This window comes from Simiduia curdlanivorans, assembly GCF_030409605.1.
Lineage (GTDB): Bacteria > Pseudomonadota > Gammaproteobacteria > Pseudomonadales > Cellvibrionaceae > Simiduia > Simiduia curdlanivorans.
The window spans coordinates 2441739-2462182 of the sequence record NZ_JAUFQG010000004.1 but is presented as its reverse complement, the minus strand read 5'-3'; the positions used below and the strand labels follow the sequence as shown (position 1 = coordinate 2462182).

The window sequence follows — 20444 nt, the reverse complement described above, 5'->3', positions numbered from 1 at the left end:
CGCCCCTAGTACGCCGGCGCTAGGCCGGCAGGGTATCCTTACAGTTTAGTGGCTATTGACCACTTAAGTAGGCAGTAAGGTCGCCCTTTGCATTCAAAATACGGTACTGGGCAAACAAACGATCATAATTGGCACCAATTAATGAGCGCTTGGAATCCACCAGTTCGTTTTCGGTGTTCAATAAATCCAACAGCGTGCGGCGGCCTATATTGAACTGCTGTTGATAAGCCTTTTTAGTGCTACTGGCGGCGCGGACATGTTCCTGCAAGTAACGCAGCTGATTACTCACTGCTTCGTAATTGCTCCAGGACAAGCGCATGCTTTCGATCACCTGACGGTGTGTGTTGTTGCGAATTTCACGGGCCTGTTCGAGCAAGTAAGCGGTTTGACCGCGACGGGCTTTATCCGCGCCACCGTTATAGAGGTTGTAGCGCAGACGCAAAGCCACCACTAAGTCTTCGTCGCGCCCCTCAACACCGCCAATATTATTGTCGATGTTTTTGTCGGCTTCTAACTGCAAGGTCGGCCAGTAGTTACTGCCCGCCGCCTCATATTGCGCTTGCGCGGCATTCACATCGGCAACGGCAGCCAGCAATGTGGGATGGCGCTCGGAAGCTTCGCCCACGGCAGCTTCCATATCCGCCGGTAGCTGTACCACTTGGCTGGGCATCGCCATGGCTTTAGTGTCGGGCAGGAAACCTACCACGCGATAAAAGTTGGTGCGCGCATCGAGCAGATTGTTCTCAGCCACCACCAAATTGCTATTGGCCAAGGCTAAACGTGCGGAGATTTGATCTAAGTCGGCCTTGCTGCCAACACCAGAGCGGTTGCGCAGCACCATTTGATCGTAAATATTCTGATGCTCTTTCAAGCTATCTTTCGCCAACTGGAGCAGATCCACCTGACGCAACAGATTGAGATACACCTCCGCGGTGCGCAGGGTGACGCTGTCGGTGGACGCCAAAGCTTGATAGCTGGCGCTATCCACGCGGGCGCGCTGACGATTCACTTCTTCCGAGGTGGCAAAGCCATCAAAGACCAACTGCCGGGCTTGTAGTGACAATTCGTTGCGATTTAAAGAAACCGTTTCATCTAAGGTAGATGGGTTACGCGTTTCCTCGTAGCCAACACCCGCCGTGACATCAACTTTTGGCAGGTAACCCGCCTTGGCGAGGCTAACTTCAGCCTTGCGAGAATTTAATTCATGCTGTGCAGCCAGGACCTCGGGGTGGGATTCAAGAGTCTGCCTAACTGCGTCTTCTAAAGACAGTGCGTGAACAAAACTAGCTGTGCCCAATAACGGTAAGCCAATGATTAGCGATCTAATGAACTTCATGAATTCCAATAACTCCTTGATCCTTCACCACACTATTGCGGAAGATAAACGTGACCAATTTCACATTTACGTCTGAGAAAAGGCAATAATGACCTAATAAAAACTTCTTAAAGCGTAAAAACGAATAACCGAGCGGTCTAATCAACGGCCATAAAGGTACGTCAGTACCACAATCATTCGTTATAAAAACGTGGATTTTGCCATTGTGCAGGGAATTAAGCGCCAAAAATAGGGCATTACCCGCCAGACATATGACAATAATACCGGTATTGGAGCCAGAACAAGCGGAATAGTTCTAAAAAAGGTATGTGCTTATGCTTAATCAGCGCTCTCGGAGGGCGAGCTGCTTGGTTTTGAGAATAGGTTTCAGCAGGTAGTCGAGGATAGTCTTCTCGCCGGTGAGTATGTCAACACTGACCACCATGCCAGGAATGATCGGCAGCGGGTTGGCCTCGGTGCCAAGAAATGCCGACCCGGTTTCGATTCGAACCAGGTAATAGCTGTTGCCCTCTTCGTCGACGATGGTATCAGGGCTTATCTGCACCACATTGCCTTCCAAGCCGCCGTGAATGGCAAAATCGTAGGCGGTGACTTTGACATTGGCGACCTGACCAGGGGTAATAAAGGCAATATCAGCCGGACGCACGCGGGCCTCAACCAACAACTTATCTTCATTGGGGACGATTTCCACAATATCCATACCGGGCCTTATCACTCCACCGATGGTATCCACCAGCATTTGCTTAACCGTGCCGGCCACGGGTGAGCGCACCAAGGTTCGCATAACCCGATCTTCCGCGGCTTTACTGGACTGCAGCTGGCGCGACAATTCACCTTTAACCTCGGCCAATTCTTTTTGCACCTCCGATTGAAACGCCAGCTGCGAGGCAGCTAACTTTTCTTTCACTTCATCCAGCCCGGCTTGGGCGCGCGGAATGCCGAGCTGGGCGCTCTCGAGCTCGCCCAGTAAATCATTGGCCTGGCGCTCCAAGCGCAACATTTCCACTTCCGACACAGCGCCGTCTTGCACCAAGGGCCGGGTCAGTTCCAACTCAGATTCCAATAATTTATAGCTGCGCGCGATTTGGCGCTCGCGCGCCACCAGTTCATTCAGCTCCTGTTGTTTTTGCGTAGCCTGTTCGCGAAATACGGACTCGCCGGTTTGGCGCTCCAATTTACGCGAGGTAAATAAGGCAAACTCTTGCGCGACAAATTGCTCGTCTACATCTTTGATGCTGTCGGGCGAAAATTCTCGCCCAGCAGCCTCCGCCTCCAAGCGAACCACTTTTGCTGTTAATTGATCGAGGGTTACATCGGTTTCGAGTAGCGATGAATTAAATAAGGTGTCGTCAATTCGCAACAAGGGCTGGCCGCGGGTTACCACCTGCCCTTCGCGCACGAATAATTCCTGAACAATACCGCCCTCCAAGTTCTGAATAACTTGTAGTTTTTGCGAAGGAATAACACGCCCTTCGCCACGGGTAAACTCATCGACGGAAGCAAAACTCGCCCACAATAGAATGACCACGAAAAACACCACAACGGCCCAGAGTAAAGCCTGGCCGCCGCGCGGCGACTGCTGCAAAACAGCAGCGGCCGAAGACGACATGTAATCCAAATCATCGTCAAAGTGCGGCCGCTCAACAGGGTCATCTGCAGAGCCTACGTATTGACGCCATTTAGTGAGCGGGTGAAACACGAAGCTGCCCCTTTTTAAGTGCTTCTAGCACGGAATCTTTCGGACCATCGGCAATCAACCGCCCCTGATCTAAAACAATAATGCGATCAACCAAGGTCAACAGCGAGGTTTTGTGGGTCACGACAATTAAGGTTTTACCATCGCAGGTTTGCGTGAGGTGACGCTTCAAGCGCTCTTCCGTGCTGTTATCCATTGCCGTGCTGGGTTCGTCCAAGATATAAATGGGCGGTTGGTTGAGCACCGCGCGCGCGATGGCAATACTCTGCCGTTGCCCGCCCGATAACGCTGAGCCGCGCTCACCCACCTGCCGATCCAAGCCATTGGGGTGGGCATTAACAAATTCGGATACGCCGCTAATCTGGGCTGCGCGAATCACATCCTCATCGGTGGCCATGGGGTTACCGTATAAAATATTTTCCCGCACCGAGCCAAAAAACAAGGTCACATCCTGTGGTACCGAGCCGATGTGCGCGCGTAAATCCGCCGGGTCAATTTGACTTTGATCGACCCCATCAATCAACACCGCGCCTTGCGATGGCCGATACAAGCCGGTCATTAATTTCTGCAGCGTTGTTTTGCCCGAGCCGATGCGGCCGATAATGGCAACGTGCTCGCCGGCATCAATTGTGAAACTAACCTGCTCGACCGCCGTTTGCTTTTCACCCGGGTAGGAAAAGGTCACTTTATCGAAGGTAATTTTGCCTTTTAACTGCGAGCGCGCCACAAAGGGTTTGTCATCATCCCGCTCCTGGGGCTTATTCACGATGGCATCGAGAGATTCTAGCGCCGTCTTGGTTTGATGGAAATTCACCATGAGCCCAGACACCTGCGCCATAGGCGCCATAGCTCTGGCCGCTAGCATCACGCAGGCAATTAACCCACCCATGGTGAGGTCGCGTTCGGCAATTTGATACACGCCAACAATTACCACAACCACGCCCGCCACCTGTTGCACCATGCCGGCGCCGGCCGTGGTGGTAGAGGTCAGCAATTTGACCCTTTGCCCCCACTGCGCCAGATGCCCAACCGACTTTTCCCACGAGCGCTGCAACCGGCCTTCGGCGCCAATCAGTTTCACTGTCTCTAAGGCCGTTAAGGTTTCCACCAAGGTGGCATTTTTCTGAGCCGAGGAGCGATAGGTTTCCTCTACGGCAAAACCCAATTTGCGCTGCATATACCAAGAGAAAATTAAGATGATGGGGATAGCACTCAAGGGCACCAACACTAAGGGACCACCCAGATAAGCGATCACAACAAGAAATAAGACCGTAAAAGGGAGATCGACAAAGGCCGTTACCGTGGAGCTGGTAATAAAACTTCTGATCGATTCAAATTCGCGCAATTGGCTGGCAAACACACCCACTGATTGCGGATGTTCTTCATAGCGGGCCCCGAGCACGCGTTCGAATATATAGGCCGACAACTGTACATCGGCTTTCTTCCCCGCCACCTCGATAAAGTAATTGCGCAATAACTTTAAAATTAAATCGAAGCCATACACCAACATCACGCCAATGGCTAAGACCCATAAAGTTTCCAAGGCGGCATTGGGTACCACCCGGTCGTACACATTCATGACAAACAGCGGATTAGCTAGGGCAAACAGGTTGATTAAAACAGAAGCCACTAAAACATCGCGATAAATCCGCCAAGATTTGCCAATCACCCGCCAAAACCAGTGCCCATCGTGCTGGCGCGCCAACTCCAAGGTGCGCTCGTCATAGCGGTGCTCTGGCTTACAAAAAATACAATAGCCGGTATAAGATTTAGCCAGTTCATCGGCGCTCAGCGTGACACGGCCATCAGTTGCCGTATCGAGCAAAAGTAAGTCGCCGCTGTCTTCACGCTTGAGCAAGACCACCGCTTGATTGTCTTCAAGTAAAAGTACAACGGGTAAAACCAGCGAGGGAATTTCAGCCAATGTGCGCTTGGCCACCTTGGCTGATAACCCTGCGCGCTTGGCCGCGCGCACAAATAAATCGGGCGAAAGACGATTATCCACTAGTGGCAGGCCTGCCACGAGGGACGTGGCCGAACACTGGCGATGCTCTCGCTTAGCCAAAGAAAGTAGGCATTCCAACAGTGGATCATGCTGCCGCTGGCTTTTTTCCTGAGAAACGCCTGCCAAGGCTTCTGAATTCATTGCTATGCTCTGTAAGACAGTAATTTGCAGCATAGTCTATTAAGCCACAGCACAGGTCAACTCATGCCCTACGTTAAACGCGATTCCGCCGGACGAATTGTTAGCCTGCATGGCGATGCAGAAGAAGCGAGTGAGCAGCTCTCCGCTAGCCACCCAGAGGTTGAGCGTTTTTTAGCCCAAACCACCATGCCGACGCCCGAGGCCTTCAAACGCGCGCTGGCCGAATCGGATCAGGATATCGCCCGCATTACCGAAGATTTGATTCACTTATTGATCTCCAAGAATCTGATTCTGTTCACCGACCTGCCGAATGTGGTGCAACAGAAACTGCTCGACAGGGAAAGGCTACGCTCCCACCTGCAAGAGGCAGAAGATAATTTTTTAGACGATAGTGAGCTGCTATAACAGGCGAGTAAGAAGCGGCAAGAAATAAGAGGCGAGCAAACGCCCGCGAGCAGAGGCTAGCTAAACCGACTCGCGCTGAATCAAGGTCGACTTAACGCGCTGGTGTTGCACAACCGGCTCAGAGGATCTGAGCTGCATTAACATCAGCTGCGCAGCCTGGCGCGCCATCTCTACGATGGGTTGGCGCACGGTGGTCAAACCCGGCCACAGTTGCTCGGCCGCAGGAATATCATCGAAGCCCGCTATGGCCACGTCACTGGGAATTTTTTTGCCAAGTTTGTGGGCTAACTTAATGGCGCCCGCGGCCATATCGTCATTGCTGGCAAAAATAGCGCTGGGCGGATTTGCCGACAACAGCAATTTTTCCGCCGCGTAATAGCCCGATTCAAAACTGTTCATGCCTTGCACGACCAAGCGCTTTTCCACGGGGATACCTTGGTACATCAACGCCTTTTGGTAGCCCTGATAGCGATTCGCCATGGCTTTGTGATCCGGGTGACCCAAAATATAACCGATGCGCCGATGGCCCTTTTCGAGTAAGCGAGAAGTCATGGCAAAAGCGGCCTCCTCATCATTGGTCATCACGCTGGAACAGGGTATGGCGTCTTGAGCCGGCGCTATCACCACCACTGAAATGTGCAACTCCATCAAGCGCCGCACCAGATTTTCATGGTCAGACAAGGGTGGTGTTAACACCACACCGTCCACTCTCGATTGACGCACGAGGCTGACAACCTGTTGCTCTAGCTCTGGGTCTGCGTGATCGCAGGGATGAATTAACAAGTCGTAACCAGCGGGTCGGCACTCGGCTAAGATACCGTTTTGCACATCGATGACATAACTGGCCGATGGATTGTCATACAAAAGCGCAACCAAGAATGAGCGGTTGCTCGCCAGGCTTCGCGCTGACTGACTCGGGTGATAGCCCAACTTGTCGATCGCTTTTTGCACTTTTTCCCGGGTAGCCGCTCGCACGTTAGGTTCGCTATTAACCACGCGAGAAACGGTTTTGATCGACACACCAGCCAAGGCTGCTACATCATCGATGGTTGCTTTTGCCAACTATCGCCCCAGAATTAAGTAAATATCGCCATTAAATTAGAGCCAATAATGAATATCACTTGGCTTTAACGAAAAATAGAAAGCCGGGCCTAGCCCGGCTCAAGGTACAAACAGTTACTTAACCGCCTGCCCTACTTTAACGATCTTCATGGTATTAGTACCGCCTAACACATTCATGAAATCGCCCTTGGTAATAACAACCAAGTCACCATCATTAACAATGCCACGTTTTTTCAGTTCATCAACAGCACTTTGATTGACCAATTCATTGGCAATTTCTTTGTTATCGAAGGGGATGCTGTGCACACCGCGAAACATGGCCACACGCGCCTGAGTTTCTTTCTGTCGACTGAAGGCAAAAATCGGTAGGCCAGAGCTAATACGAGACATCAACAAAGGCGTGCTACCCGATTCCGTCATACAGATAATGGCTTTCACGCCCTGCATACGGGTTGCAGCAAACATGGCCGCAATGGCGATAGACTGATCAACCGATGCCAAACTCATATTGAATGACTCGAGCGACGAGTTAGCCTTGGGATGGGTTTCTGCGCCCAAGATGACTCGCACCATCGCCTCAACGGTTTCGATCGGGTATTTACCCGCTGCCGTTTCGGCCGACAACATCACCGCATCGGTGCCATCTAAGACTGCGTTAGCTACGTCAAACACCTCAGCGCGGGTTGGCATAGGGCTATTGATCATAGACTCCATCATTTGCGTCGCCGTAATCACCACCTTGTTCAAGCGACGGGCACGGCTGATCAAATCTTTTTGCACGCCAATCAGCGCGGCATCGCCAATTTCAACACCCAAGTCACCACGCGCTACCATCACCGCATCGGATGCGCAGATAATATCGTCTAGGCAATCTGTATCGAATACAGTTTCAGCGCGCTCAATTTTAGCAACGATGCGTGCAGAACCACCCGCCTTAATCAACAGATCGCGCGCGCGGTGAATATCGCTGGCTTTACGCGGGAAAGACACGGCTAAGTAATCGACGCCAATTTTTGCCGCCAATTCAATATCGCGATGATCTTTTTCGGTCAAGGCCGGCGCAGAAAGTCCACCGCCCTGCCTATTAATGCCCTTATTGTTGGACAGCGGACCACCGACAGTGACGGTACAAAAAATACGGGTACCAACCACTTGATCTACTTCGAATACAACACGACCGTCATCGAGTAACAAGATGTCGCCAGAGCGCGAATCGCCAGGCAACTCTTTATAGTCGATGCCAACACCGTTCTGATCACCGGCATTGGTATCTAATTCAGAGTCGAGAAAAAACTTATCGCCTTTGGCTAATTCAATTTTGCTAGTTTTAAAACGAGCAATACGAATTTTAGGCCCTTGCAAATCACCGAGTACCGCTACGTGGCGATTGTGTTTGGCGGCAAACTCGCGCACCAAGTTCGCTCGCAACTGATGGTCTTCAGGCTGACCGTGGGAAAAATTTAAACGCACAACATCGACACCTGCCAGAATCAAACGCTCCAATACCGCTGGATCATCCGTTGCAGGACCTAGTGTGGAAACAATCTTGGTTCTTCTTAACATAGCTATTCCGTCATTCTGTGAATATGGACTGAGCGCGCCTTTCGAGGTTAGCGCAAAGTCGCCAGGCTCCCTCGCCTGAGCCGCAAGCTACCTTTCTAGCGAGGTAACTTTACGGTAACGAACCTTCGATCTTACTTTGCATTCATCAATGCGATGGTGTTATCGAGCATACGATTTGAGAAACCCCATTCGTTGTCGTACCAGCTCATTACCTTGACCCACTTTCCGGCCACCTTAGTTTGGGTGCCATCGAATACCGAAGAGTGAGTATTGTGGTTGAAGTCGATACTGACCAACGGCTCGAGATTGTAACCCAAGACATTTTTCAGAGCACCAGCACTGGCTTTTTCAATCAACGCATTCACTTCTTCGGCGCTGGTTTCACGGCTGGCTAGGAAGTTGAAATCCACTAAGCTCACATTGATTGTCGGCACACGCACGGCCATGCCGTCGAGCTTGCCCTTTAACTCAGGCAGCACCAGAGACACAGCGGAGGCTGCACCCGTCTTGGTAGGAATCATCGACTGGGTAGCGCTGCGAGCACGGTACATGTCATCGTGGTAAACATCGTTTAACTTCTGATCATTGGTGTAAGCATGCACGGTGGTCATCATGCCCTGCTCAATACCGATGGCATCATTCAACACTTTGGCAACGGGTGCCAAACAGTTAGTGGTGCAGGACGCATTGGAGATAACTTGATGATCTTTGGTCAACTTGTCATGGTTAACACCGTAAACCACGGTAATGTCGGCGTCGGCTGCGGGCGCGGAAATAATAACTTTCTTAGCACCGGCATCAATGTGCGCGCTTGCCTTAGCTTTACTGGTAAAGAAACCCGTGCACTCATAGACAACATCGACGCCTAATTGCGCCCAAGGTAGATTCTTTGGGTCGCGCTCGGAGAAGATCTGGATCACATCGCCATTGACGATCATCGCATTACCATCCACCTCGACAGTGCCGGCAAACTTACCATGCACGGTATCGTAGCGAGTGAGATGCGCATTCATTTTGGCATCACCCAAATCGTTAATAGCAACAATTTGAATTTTATCCTTAAGTGCACTCTCATAGAGCGCGCGCAAGGTATTTCGACCGATTCGGCCATAGCCGTTAATTGCTACTTTAATCATGATATTTACCCTTAACTCTGTCTTTTCAATAAGTTGGCTAAATGTGAAACCGCGTCAGATTTTTATCTGCTCAGGGTTTTACGGATATGTCCGATGTCTCTCGGCTATACACTTCTCTCGAAATACCCCGCTAATAACAGGGCATTCACTTCTCACCTCATTCTGTAAACTACTTGCCAGCGGCTGCGCGCGCTTCACGCGCTAACTTCTCGATACCGGCCCAATCGCCGGCACGCATCAGTTCAACCGGCGCCATCCAGCTACCGCCAACGCAAACCACATTGGGCAAACCCAAATAATCATTGAGATTTTTCAAGCTAACGCCACCGGTTGGGCAAAACTTCACTTGGGGTAGCGGGCCGCTGATGGACTTCAACATGGGCACGCCGCCAGCCGCTTCGGCGGGGAAAAACTTCAAATAGCGCAAACCGCGCTCCATTAATGCCATCACTTCGCTAGGCGAATTTACTCCCGGCAACAAAGGCACGCCCGAAGCAATTGCTGCGTCGATCAAGGCGGGGGTTGATCCGGGAGACACCAAAAATTCGGAGCCGGCCGCCACAGCGCGCTCGACATCGGCGGGCGTATTGACCGTGCCAGCGCCAACGATGGCGCCTTCAACTTCGGCTTTAATTTGTTTGATCGCCTCAAGCGCGCAATCGGTGCGCAAGGTGATTTCAAGCACTGGCAGGCCACCTGCCACTAAGGCTCTGGCCAAGGGCACGGCGTGCTCAATTTTTTCGATAACCATCACCGGAACCACTGGCGCCGCATTTACAACTCGTTCAATTGCTGAAAACATAATTAATCCAAAGTTACGAATGTTCAGCCAATAAAGCAGCTGCACCGATAAGTGCAGGCTCATCAGCCACGATTAGAAAAACAGGTATCTCTCTTACATAGTGCGACATCACCGCTTTATCGCAAAACCTTTCTACAAACGGGCTTTGCAACAAAAACTCACGCACCCTCGGTAAAATACCGCCACCCAAAAAAACACCGCCTAAGGCGCCAACTGTTAAGGCTAAATCAGCAGCCGCAGACCCCATCACAGCGCAAAATAAATTCAGCGTATCGACCGCCAAAGCATCTTCGCCAGACACAGCGGTAGCGCTGATTGCGGCAGCCGATTTCGGCGCGATGGTTTGGCCGCGAACAGCTGCTAAACCAGCGTAAATTCGCTCTAGCCCCGCGCCAGATAGGAAGGTCTCTTTGGAAAGGTAGCCTTGCTTGTTTTGTAAATATTGGCACAGCGCAATTTCTTCTTCACCGCGGGGCGCAAAGGCGGTGTGGCCGCCCTCACCGCTTAGCGGCAACCAAGTTTCACCCACGGGAATAAGCGACGCCATACCCAAACCGGTGCCAGGGCCGAGAATGGCGCGCGGGGCATGCTTTTGCTGACCCGGTTTTATGGTAATTAACTGCTCGCCTACTAGCGCACTGGTGGCATAAGCTAAGGCGGTAAAGTCGTTGACGATTAACAGTTTTTGCAATGAAAACGCGGCCTCGACTTCGCGCACGGAAAAGGACCAATTGATATTGGTCATCTCTATGCGGTCGCCTAAAACCGGGCCCGCTAAGGCTACGCAGACATGGCGAACCTGCACGCCGGCTAAGTAATCGATATAAGCCGCGAGCGAGTCTTCAAACTTGGGATGGGTTTTATTTTCAAAGGTTTTAATTGACTCGATGCGATAGTGGCCGCTGGCCTCTAGCGCCGTCACCAAACCCCAACGCGCATTAGTGCCGCCGATATCGGCCACCACATAGGGAAAAATAGTTTGCGGGTTTTGCGCGAAATTTGTTGATGCCAAAGCACTCATCACAAGCCCTCATCTACCGACAAATCAAAACTACGCGCGCCAGTGCCGGCACCGGTTACTTGATTGCGCAGCACTGCAAACAATTCTCTACCGCAGCCCGTTTGATTGGCCGACAAATCCGGCATGGCAACAATACGCGCATCCAGCACGGCTTGATCGACCAGTACATTTAATTCACCTGTGGTGGCATCCAAGCGCACGATATCGCCATTCTGAACCTTGCCGATGGCGCCGCCGGCCGCTGCTTCCGGGGTCACGTGAATGGCGGCGGCAACTTTGCCTGAGGCGCCACTCATACGGCCATCGGTTACCAAGCCAACTTTAAAGCCCTTGTCTTGCAAGCTGCCGAGGATGGGCACCAACTTATGTAACTCCGGCATGCCGTTGGCGCGCGGCCCCTGATAGCGCAGCACGGCGATAAAATCTTTTTCTAACAAGCCTTGCTGAAACGCCGAAATAAACTCGGCCTGACTTTGAAAGATAATCGCCGGCGCCTCTTGTACGCGATACTCCTCTTTTACCGCAGAGGTTTTAATAACACCACGCCCTAAATTACCTTTCAGTACTTTTAAACCGCCATCGGCACTGAACGGATCTGTCGCCGAACGCAATACGCTGGTATCGAGCGATTCCGCTGGGCCATCAACCCAAGCTAGCTTACCTTCGCGCAATTGCGGCTCGGTGCGATAGGCCTGCAAACCCGGCTCGCTGTGAACGGTGAGCACATCGGCATGCAGCAGACCCGCGTCTAGCAGCGTCGCAATTAAAAATGACATGCCGCCAGCCGCTTGGAAATGGTTAATATCGGCCACGCCATTGGGATAAATTTTTGTCAGCGACGGAATAACCGCCGACAGCGCCGAGAAATCGTCCCAGGTTAAAACAATGCCGGCAGCCGCCGCCATAGCCACCAAATGCATGGTGTGATTAGTTGAGCCACCGGTTGCCACCAAGCCAACCACGGCGTTGACGATAGCCTTTTCATCGACAATTTTTGCCAGCGGGCGGTAATCGGAACCGCTCTTAACCAAATTTAATACTTGTTCACTGGCGGCAGCGGTTAAGGCTTCACGCAGCGGTGTATTGGGGTTAATAAAAGAACTACCGGGCAGATGCAGGCCCATGATTTCCATTAACAGCTGATTGGAATTTGCCGTGCCGTAGAAGGTACAGGTGCCAGCAGAGTGGTAGCTGGCGCTTTCCGCTGCCAATAATTCTTCGCGCCCGACTTTTCCCTGGGCAAACAACTGTCGAATCCGGGCTTTTTCATCATTCGGTAAACCCGAGGGCATTGGCCCGGCGGGAATAAAAATCATCGGCAAGTGGCCGAAGGATAAAGCGCCGATTAACATGCCAGGAATAATTTTATCGCAAACACCTAGGCATAGGGCGCCATCAAACATATTGTGCGACAACGCAATAGCGGTAGACATGGCGATAACATCGCGAGAAAACAGCGACAACTCCATGCCCGGCATGCCCTGGGTTATACCGTCGCACATAGCCGGAACACCGCCCGCGAACTGCGCCACACTGCCCTTGGCGGCGATCACTTTTTTAATAGCTTTCGGAGTATCTTCGAAGGGCTGGTGCGCCGACAACATGTCGTTGTAGGACGATACGATAGCGATATTGGCCACATCGGATTGCGACAGTAGATCTTTATCCGTGCTACCGCAGGCGGCAAACCCGTGTGCGAGGTTACCGCAGGGCAAAGTTTTACGGTGTGGCCCCTGCTCCGCTTGCGCTTCCATCCGGGCGAGGTAATCGGCGCGGCTAGCGCGGCTGCGTTCGATAATTGTGGCCGTTACTTGCGCCACAACGGGGTTAAGTTTGGTTGTTGCTTCAGAGGTCATGTTTAGCCTTTACAAAATTCATTTAGGTGATGGGGCTATTTAGCCCAATAAACATCCAAGTCAACCTGCTGCTGTTGCAGTACCGCGGCGACCGGCATATCACTTATGTTGTTCACTGTTTTTGCCTGTTGATAGACCGCGAGCTTATCGTCGCCGGTGATCAACAGAATTAATTTCTTACTATTTAAAATGCCATTGAGCGACAGCGTCATGCGATCCACCAACTCACCGGTGACCGCACTTTGCTTGGCGGTAATCGCCACGCAGTTTGGCGCTGTCTCGGCAAGTGCGGCGTCTAGTCCTTCGGCGTTGGGAAACAGCGACGCGGTGTGCCCATCCGGGCCCATACCCAATACAGTTATGGCAAAGGGTTGATGCAATTGTTGGTAAGCTTGATTCACTGCAGCAACGGCCGCTTGGGGTTTCGCATCCGGCGTTTTCATGCCAATCACTTGCTGGGCCGGAAAGCAGTTACGCAACAGGGCTTCATTGCTACCCTTGTGATCCAAGGCAACCCAGCGATCGTCAACCAACGCCACTTGCACGCGCGGGTCTAACACCTTACCCAAGGCTTCATACACAGGGCCAGGTGTGCTGCCACCGGATAAAAGCAAGCTGGCTTTGCCGGCGGAGGCTAGCGCCAGATCCACCTGCGCCAACAAGTCTTGCTCTAGCTGCGCTTGCAGTGCCTGTTTAGATTCGAAAAAATATTCTTTAATCACAACTTAATCCTGCACATGCCATTGGCGATTATCATCTGCCATTAAATCTTCAGAAGATTCAGGGCCATTGGTTCCCGCCGCGTAATAAGACAGGGGCGCCAAGTTTTTCTTCCAACCGGCAATGATCGGGTCAGCCCAGCGCCAGGCGTAGTCCACTTCTTCCCGGTGCACAAACAGGGTGCCATTGCCGGTCATGGCATCCAGCATCAAACGCTTATAGGCATCTGCCACCGGCGCATTGCACTCGGCCGCCAAATCAATTTCAAATTCAATGGGGCGCAGTTTTACATCGGCACTGGCGATATCCTTGCTCATCAGATTGATATAGATATGTTCTTCCGGTTGCAGGCGAATCACCAATTGATTGTTTTGCTCCTTGCCAAACAACGAGTGAGTCACCGGTTTGAACTGGATAACCATCTCGGCATAGCGACCGCTCATGCGTTTGCCGGTGCGCAAGTAGAAGGGCACACCCTTCCAGCGCCAGTTATCGACAAAGGCGCGAATGGCAACAAAGGTTTCTGTGCGACTGGGTTTGCCCAGATCGCCGATGTAGCTATCGACTGGCTTGCCGCCCGCCTCGCCATCGACGTACTGTGCGCGCACTGTGTGCTTACCGATATCGTCGCCGGTAATTTTGCGCAGCGAGCGCAATACTTTAATCTTTTCACTGCGCACGCTGTCTGCGTCTAGCGCGTTGGGCGGGTCCATGGCAACGAAACACAAGAGTTGCAGCAAGTGATTCTGCACCATATCGCGCATGGCACCGGCGCCATCATAAAAACCACCGCGACTTTCAACGCCGACGGATTCGGCCAGTGTGATCTGCACGTGATCGATAGAGTTGGCGTCCCAAATATTTTCGAACATGCGATTGGCAAAGCGCAGCGCCAATAAATTTTGCACCGACTCTTTACCTAGGTAGTGATCGATTCGAAAAATTTGCGACTCCGTGAAATACAGCGCGATCTCGCCATTAATTGCCTCGGCTGACTCGCGATCGTAACCCAAGGGCTTTTCTACGATAACGCGGGCGCTGTCGCTGACGAGATCCAGGCTCGACAAGGTGGCGCACACACCGCCAAAGAGCGAGGGCGGGATGGCGAGGTAGTACACCGGCGTTGCTGCGGAGGCTTTAAGTAGCTCGGCCATATCGTTCCAACTGGCCACATCGCTGAGGTCGACATTGACAATCAACAAGCGCTCGGCGAATTGCACCCAGGTCGACTCTTCAAACTCGCCTGGGCGTAAAAACTTCTGCAGGGCTGCTTTCACGCCCTGCACGAATTCTTCTTGCGTGGTGTTGCCGCGGCTCGTCGCCAAGACGCGCGACCCCTCCACCATTCGGCCCTCTTCTTCGCAACGGTAGAGCGCAGGCATAAGCTTGCGCATCGATAGATCACCGGTACCGCCAAATATCACCCAATCTGTCGCCTGCAATTGAAACCCCTTAAATTATTTCTGCACCTACTTACCCACTAGCCAAGATCCAACACCGCCAAAACCACCCCGCTTTTGCGGGAATAGCAGCAGAAGACTCTGAGGGAAGCATAATTATTAATTGACAGCGCTGTCAACGGAATGCTTGGCGCAAAATGCGATTGCGGCGATTCATACGTATGCAGAGCTGTCTTTTATGTGATCAAGCCCGCTAACAGCTTGATATATATCGATGACTATTATGCCACAATTAGGCTGCAGACAAAGACCCATTATCGCCACTTAGACCCGCAAAAGGCGCATATTGCCATTGACAGCGCTGTCAACTTGGATCAAAGTCGCATTCCAACAGTGAAAAGCTGCATCGCAAAACACAGAAACGGATGACGGCACCACAAAACACTGTTAGAGTTCATATGACTATAAGCATAAGATTTTCAGGAGTGTGACCAATGGCCAGTGCGACCGAAAGTGCCAGCTATCAGCTAGCGAGTGAAACCCAAGACAAAAACTACAACGTACCCTTAGCGGCGTTAACGATCTTATTTTTTATGTGGGGCTTCCTTACCTGCCTCAACGATATCCTTATCCCCCATTTAAAAAGCGTCTTTTCGCTCAGCTATACCCAAGCTATGTTGGTGCAGTTTTGCTTTTTTGGCGCCTACTTCGTAGTATCCATGCCCGCAGGCCATCTGGTTAAAAAGATTGGCTTCAAAAAAGGGATTGTCAGCGGCCTAATTATTGCCGGCATTGGCTGCTTGATGTTTTACCCAGCGGCAAGCCTGCGCTACTACCCCCTGTTTCTTGGTGCGCTGTTCGTTCTCGCTGCTGGCATAACGATACTGCAAGTGTCGGCCAACCCCTATGTCACCGCCCTAGGCCCACAGGCCACGGCATCCAGCCGTCTGACCATGACCCAAGCCTTCAACTCCCTAGGCACTACCGTAGCACCCTACTTCGGCGCTACGCTCATCCTGTCTGCCGCGGTTTTAGGTGCAGAGCAATTAGCGGCGCTTAGCCCGGCCGAATTAGACAGCCATCGCGCCCAAGAAGCTGCCGCCGTACAACTTCCCTATGTGGGTTTAGCGCTGACGCTGTTCGCCCTTGCCTGCATCTTCGCGTGGTTTAAACTGCCAGCCATCACGCCAGAAGAAACCGTGGTACACGGCGGTGATAACGACACGATTTGGCATCACCCCCACCTGATTATGGGCGCCATCGCCATCTTTCTCTATGTAGGAGCCGAGGTTGCCATAGGTAGTTTGCTGGTGAACTATTTCGCCCTGCCCGAAGTTGGCAATATGCCCGAGGCAACCGCCGCCGAGTACATTACCTACTACTGGGGCGGCGCCATGGTCGGTCGCTTTATTGGCGCGGCGGTAATGCAAAAATTGAAGCCGCAATATGTTCTCGCATTCAATGCCACCGCTTGTGTGATATTACTGGCGGTGACGATGATGACCGACGGCAATATCGCGCTCTGGTCTGTTCTGGCCGTTGGCCTATTCAACTCAATCATGTTCCCAACCATTTTCGCGCTAGCCATCACGGGCTTGGGCAGGCTCACCAGCAATGGCGCCGGCCTCATCTGCCTGTCGATTGTTGGCGGCGCCATTGTACCGCTCATGCAGGGTATGTTGGCCGACGGTATTGGTTTACAAATCTCGTTCATATTGCCCTTAGTCTGTTACATCTATATCGCCGTGTACGGATTAAAAGGCTCACAGCCTCGCTAAGTGTGATGCACCGCTTGGCCCGCACCTTGTGCGGGCTTTTTTTTGCCCGACAAATACCGCCCTGCCCCTGCTACAATACGCAACCAAAGCTCACGCTGAATGAGAAGCTTGGCCCCTGCAGGGCCGCACGACTTTTGAACCGTCACAGGAATTACTCATGCTGCAAAAGACAGTTACCATGGCCGCCACCAAGCGCGTCGCGTTAGTGGCGCACGACAACAAGAAAAAAGAGCTAGTGGCCTGGTGCCAAAAACACCATAAAGATTTAGCGCCGCACACACTGTACGGCACCGGCACCACTGGCGCGGTGATTGAGCGCGACGCGGGCTTAACAATCAATAAGTTAATTAGCGGCCCCTTGGGTGGCGATCAACAAATCGGTGCGCTGATAACCGAGGGCAAAGTGGACTTCCTAATTTTCTTTTGGGACCCCTTCGAGCCGCTGCCACACGACCCTGATGTGAAAGCCTTGCTGCGCATTGCCGCCGTGTGGAATATTCCCGTGGCCTGCAATCCCGCATCGGCCGATGTGATGGTCTATTCAACCTTATTTCGCGGCAGCTTCGACCGACAAGTGCCTGATTATGAGGGTTACTTAAAAGAGCGCCTGGGAAACTAAGCTAGGGAACCTCTGAATAACTCTGGTACCGCTCTGCGTGATCTGTAGCGGTCAGCCGCAAGGCGAGTTTCGCAGCTAATGGCCGTAGCCCTTAGCAAGAAGTTCAACGCAGCGGATGGCCGCTACAGGTCACGCAGAGAGGTTCCCTAGGTATTTATTCATCGGCCATAAAAAAACCCGCTTGCGCGGGTTTTTTACCATCTGGTGACTTTACATTCTATTGCGGCTGACAACTAATATTGGCGTCTCCCGCCGACATTGGTAGCAACTGAACGTTTGCCAAAGAAATATCAACTTTGCTCGCCGCGTCTATGGCAAAAGGCGCGGTAATGGCGTCAATTTTCAAACCGGCATTCACAAAGCACTGTAAATCCACCGACACTTTACGCCATTGATTAAGCTCACCCTGTTTCAGCAACGTGGTCATATCCACAGCACCGCTACAGGCGTCACCGCAATCGAGACGAATTGCCGCCGCACCTTCGGGTGCCGCGTTCACCCGCAAATCCAGTATCAAGCTCGACTTGCTGGCGAGGAAACCAGAAAAATCGACGCTGATATCTGACGCGATGACAACTGACGCAGGTTCAGTGCCCGAGAAAATGAGTCGCCGCGCATCATCCTGCAGTAGATAATCGTGACCGGTTAAACTCACCGCTGAAGATTCGGCGGTATTGGTGGTCACCGGCTTTTTGCCCTCGCTGTCGACTAAATAAATTTGCCAAGGATCGAGCACACGGCTTTCAAATATGCCCAAGGGTACAGGCCCTTGACCAGGCGCAGCTAGGTTGCGGTCCTCGGGTAAATTGCTCGGCAAGGTATCCTTATCGCTGTAAGACAAACCAAAACCATAGGGAAACAAAGGCTGGTAATTTTTATCGCCCTTATTCAACATCACTTGGCTTAAATCTTTCGGCCAGCTAAAGGTGAGCTTGCCTTTGAAGTCAACATTAATTGAGCCATCCGCCTTTGCCATGATCACATCGGCGACACCTTGGCCTTCAGAACCCGGTAAAAATGCGGCCACAAAGGCATTGGACTGATTCAACTCGGCATTGACCCACAAAGGCCGACCGGATAAAAAGACCGACACTACAGGAATGCCTTGGGCCCGAAGCGAGGCGAGCAACTGTAAATCTTTTCGCGTTGCCGGCTGGTATTCGAGCGAGTTGATATCGCCCTGCCATTCGGCATATGGATTTTCACCAAATACCACGATGGCGACATCGGGTTTGTCATCAAACTTACCTTCTTCGCTCAGCGTTACTTTGCCACCGGCAGCGTCGACCACCGCTTTAACACCGGCGTAAATGGAGGTTGCGCCGGGGAAATCGGCATTGGTGTTGCCAGTGCCCTGCCACGACAGCGTCCAGCCGCCCGATTGCTTGCCAATATTATCGGCGCCGTCACCGGCCATTAAAATATGTTGCTTGGGGTTGAGTGGTAAAATCTGATCTTGGTTTTTCAGCAATACCAAAGATTCACGCACCGCTTGACGAGCCAGCGCGCGATGCTCGGGGTTGCCCAACACATCGCCAACACCGTTAAGCACCGCGCGTTGCTTTGGCGATACACCATCAAACAATCCGGCACGCATTTTTACGCGCAAAATACGACGCACAGCGTCGTCCAAACGGGCCATGGGAATTTCGCCGCTCTTTGCTTGGCGAATCGTATTTTCCAGCAAGTCATGCCATTCCTGAATGGCCATAAACATATCTAAGCCAGCATTAATAGCCTGAGGGCAAGAGGTGAAGTCACAGCCGGGCACAAAGCCATGGCCATTCCAATCTCCGACCACGAAGCCATCAAAACCCATTTGGTTTTTTAGCACTTCAGTGAGCATGTGGAAGCTGCCGTGCAGCCGCTCGCCATTCCAGCTATTGAACGATGCCATAACCGTTTGCGCGCCGGCACTGAGGCCAGAAAAATAACCCTGCGCGTGAATATCTCTCAATTCCAATTCGCTTATTTTGGTATCGCCGCGGTCTCGGCCCATGTAGGTGCCGCCATCGCCGACAAAATGCTTAACCGTGGCCACCATTTTAGAGGGCGAAAACAATTCGCTGGTGCCAGCCTCACCCTGGATGCCCTTGACCATTTCCGCGGCAAATTGGCGCACAATTTCCGGGTCTTCCGAATAGCCTTCGTAGGTTCTACCCCAGCGATCATCGCGCGGCGTTGCCACCGTTGGGGCAAAAGTCCACTGCACACCGGTGGCAGACACTTCGCGCGCCGTGGCAGAACCAATGGCGCGTATTAATTCTGGGTTGCGGGTTGCGCCCAAGCCAATATTGTGGGGGAACAGGGTCGCGCGAATCACGTTGTTGTGGCCGTGCACGGCGTCAGTACCCCAGATGACTGGAATCGCTAAATCGCCATCGCTGGTGTCCATGGAAGCCTGATAAAAGGCTTCGGCCACATTCACCCAATCGGTTTCACTGGCGTACTTGTCGTTATTGGGAAAGGTGCCGCCGCCATTGAGAATTGAACCAATGTGGTATTGCTTGACCTGCGCCGGTGTTATATAGCGAATCTCAACCTGTACCAGCTGCCCGACCTTCTGCTCAACAGACATCTGCCCCAACAGCTCGGTGATGCGCGCCTCGGTTTTTGCGTCGGCGCGAATAGGGCTATTGACTGGCGCCCAAGCAACCTGTTCAGCCGGCGCTGGCTGATCTGAACGACAGGCCGCTAGCGCCAACAATAGACACCCTAGGCTCCCCAGTTTAAGCGTGGTTTTCATAACACTGCCTTTGAATTATGCGCTGATTTTCAGCCTATTTTTTTGACATTCATTCACCCTGGCGGGCGCAACGAGTTTATTTTTATGCGTCTCGTATCTAAATATCTAAGGCCTTAACCTTGAAAAATACCGACCACCCAAGGTGGCCGGCAAAGCGA

General features: G+C 52.2%; 15 protein-coding genes. 3 read left to right on the top strand and 12 right to left on the bottom strand.

Features of this window, described 5'->3' with window-relative positions:
• Positions 1–52 precede the first annotated feature (52 nt).
• The 3 genes from QWY82_RS10860 to QWY82_RS10850 all read right to left on the bottom strand — a co-directional run bounded on the left by QWY82_RS10860 (position 53) and on the right by QWY82_RS10850 (position 5178).
• Complete coding sequence (locus QWY82_RS10860) at positions 53–1336, bottom strand: TolC family outer membrane protein (RefSeq protein ID WP_290262192.1); 1284 nt, start codon at positions 1334–1336, stop codon at positions 53–55.
• Between the two features lie 322 nt (positions 1337–1658).
• The gene (locus tag QWY82_RS10855; protein WP_290262189.1) at positions 1659–3035 is read right to left on the bottom strand and encodes an HlyD family type I secretion periplasmic adaptor subunit; all 1377 of its coding nucleotides are present in this window, start codon (positions 3033–3035) and stop codon (positions 1659–1661) included.
• Positions 3016–5178, bottom strand: coding sequence for a type I secretion system permease/ATPase (locus QWY82_RS10850; protein ID WP_290262186.1), 2163 nt, complete (start codon positions 5176–5178; stop codon positions 3016–3018). Before QWY82_RS10850 ends, QWY82_RS10855 begins: the two co-directional genes overlap by 20 nt.
• 63 nt (positions 5179–5241) lie before the next feature.
• Here QWY82_RS10850 and QWY82_RS10845 point away from each other — a divergent pair, with 63 nt between their 5' ends.
• Positions 5242–5583: a hypothetical protein gene (locus QWY82_RS10845; RefSeq protein ID WP_290262183.1), complete on the top strand. Its 342-nt coding sequence runs from the start codon at positions 5242–5244 to the stop codon at positions 5581–5583.
• Between the two features lie 60 nt (positions 5584–5643).
• Here QWY82_RS10845 and QWY82_RS10840 read toward each other — a convergent pair whose 3' ends face one another.
• From QWY82_RS10840 to zwf, 8 genes are all read right to left on the bottom strand, one after another.
• Positions 5644–6645, bottom strand: coding sequence for a LacI family DNA-binding transcriptional regulator (locus tag QWY82_RS10840; RefSeq protein ID WP_290262180.1), 1002 nt, complete (start codon positions 6643–6645; stop codon positions 5644–5646).
• A 114-nt stretch (positions 6646–6759) separates the two neighbouring features.
• Positions 6760–8208, bottom strand: a complete 1449-nt coding sequence (pyk, locus tag QWY82_RS10835) for a pyruvate kinase (protein WP_290262177.1) — start codon at positions 8206–8208, stop codon at positions 6760–6762.
• A 131-nt stretch (positions 8209–8339) separates the two neighbouring features.
• A complete protein-coding gene (gap, locus tag QWY82_RS10830; RefSeq protein WP_290262175.1) occupies positions 8340–9344 on the bottom strand; it encodes a type I glyceraldehyde-3-phosphate dehydrogenase in 1005 nt (334 codons plus the stop codon).
• A 169-nt stretch (positions 9345–9513) separates the two neighbouring features.
• On the bottom strand, positions 9514–10146 hold the full coding sequence (locus QWY82_RS10825; RefSeq protein WP_290262173.1) for a bifunctional 4-hydroxy-2-oxoglutarate aldolase/2-dehydro-3-deoxy-phosphogluconate aldolase: 633 nt from the start codon (positions 10144–10146) through the stop codon (positions 9514–9516).
• Positions 10147–10159: 13 nt separating this feature from the next.
• Positions 10160–11158 (bottom strand): glucokinase, encoded by a 999-nt coding sequence (gene glk / locus QWY82_RS10820; protein ID WP_290262169.1) that lies wholly within the window; start codon positions 11156–11158, stop codon positions 10160–10162.
• 8 nt (positions 11159–11166) lie between these two features.
• Entirely contained in the window at positions 11167–13023 is a 1857-nt protein-coding gene (gene edd, locus QWY82_RS10815) for a phosphogluconate dehydratase (RefSeq protein ID WP_290262167.1), read from the bottom strand.
• A gap of 35 nt (positions 13024–13058) precedes the next feature.
• Entirely contained in the window at positions 13059–13745 is a 687-nt protein-coding gene (pgl, locus tag QWY82_RS10810) for a 6-phosphogluconolactonase (protein WP_290262164.1), read from the bottom strand.
• A 3-nt stretch (positions 13746–13748) separates the two neighbouring features.
• Positions 13749–15185 carry a glucose-6-phosphate dehydrogenase gene (gene zwf, locus QWY82_RS10805; protein WP_290262162.1) on the bottom strand — a complete coding sequence of 479 codons (1437 nt, stop codon included), beginning with the start codon at positions 15183–15185 and terminating at the stop codon, positions 13749–13751.
• Positions 15186–15637: 452 nt separating this feature from the next.
• On the opposite strand from zwf, the gene QWY82_RS10800 reads away from it, so the two are divergent.
• Together QWY82_RS10800 and QWY82_RS10795 are read left to right on the top strand one after the other, a co-directional pair.
• Positions 15638–16921: a sugar MFS transporter gene (locus QWY82_RS10800; protein ID WP_290262159.1), complete on the top strand. Its 1284-nt coding sequence runs from the start codon at positions 15638–15640 to the stop codon at positions 16919–16921.
• Between the two features lie 157 nt (positions 16922–17078).
• Positions 17079–17540, top strand: coding sequence for a methylglyoxal synthase (locus QWY82_RS10795; RefSeq protein WP_290262156.1), 462 nt, complete (start codon positions 17079–17081; stop codon positions 17538–17540).
• A 217-nt stretch (positions 17541–17757) separates the two neighbouring features.
• Here the strand turns inward: QWY82_RS10795 and QWY82_RS10790 are convergent, their stop codons facing one another.
• Entirely contained in the window at positions 17758–20286 is a 2529-nt protein-coding gene (locus QWY82_RS10790) for a glycoside hydrolase family 3 protein (protein WP_290262154.1), read from the bottom strand.
• Between the last annotated feature and the right edge of the window lie 158 nt (positions 20287–20444).

Excerpts from the sequence above, each read along its gene's own strand:
- QWY82_RS10860 (WP_290262192.1), bottom strand. The coding sequence starts at position 1,336 with ATGAAGTTCATTAGATCGCTAATCATTGGCTTACCGTTATTGGGCACA.
- QWY82_RS10850 (WP_290262186.1), bottom strand. The coding sequence starts at position 5,178 with ATGAATTCAGAAGCCTTGGCAGGCGTTTCTCAGGAAAAAAGCCAGCGG.
- QWY82_RS10845 (WP_290262183.1), top strand. The coding sequence starts at position 5,242 with ATGCCCTACGTTAAACGCGATTCCGCCGGACGAATTGTTAGCCTGCAT.
- pyk (WP_290262177.1), bottom strand. The coding sequence starts at position 8,208 with ATGTTAAGAAGAACCAAGATTGTTTCCACACTAGGTCCTGCAACGGAT.
- gap (WP_290262175.1), bottom strand. The coding sequence starts at position 9,344 with ATGATTAAAGTAGCAATTAACGGCTATGGCCGAATCGGTCGAAATACC.
- QWY82_RS10825 (WP_290262173.1), bottom strand. The coding sequence starts at position 10,146 with ATGTTTTCAGCAATTGAACGAGTTGTAAATGCGGCGCCAGTGGTTCCG.
- edd (WP_290262167.1), bottom strand. The coding sequence starts at position 13,023 with ATGACCTCTGAAGCAACAACCAAACTTAACCCCGTTGTGGCGCAAGTA.
- QWY82_RS10800 (WP_290262159.1), top strand. The coding sequence starts at position 15,638 with ATGGCCAGTGCGACCGAAAGTGCCAGCTATCAGCTAGCGAGTGAAACC.
- QWY82_RS10795 (WP_290262156.1), top strand. The coding sequence starts at position 17,079 with ATGCTGCAAAAGACAGTTACCATGGCCGCCACCAAGCGCGTCGCGTTA.
- QWY82_RS10790 (WP_290262154.1), bottom strand. The coding sequence starts at position 20,286 with ATGAAAACCACGCTTAAACTGGGGAGCCTAGGGTGTCTATTGTTGGCG.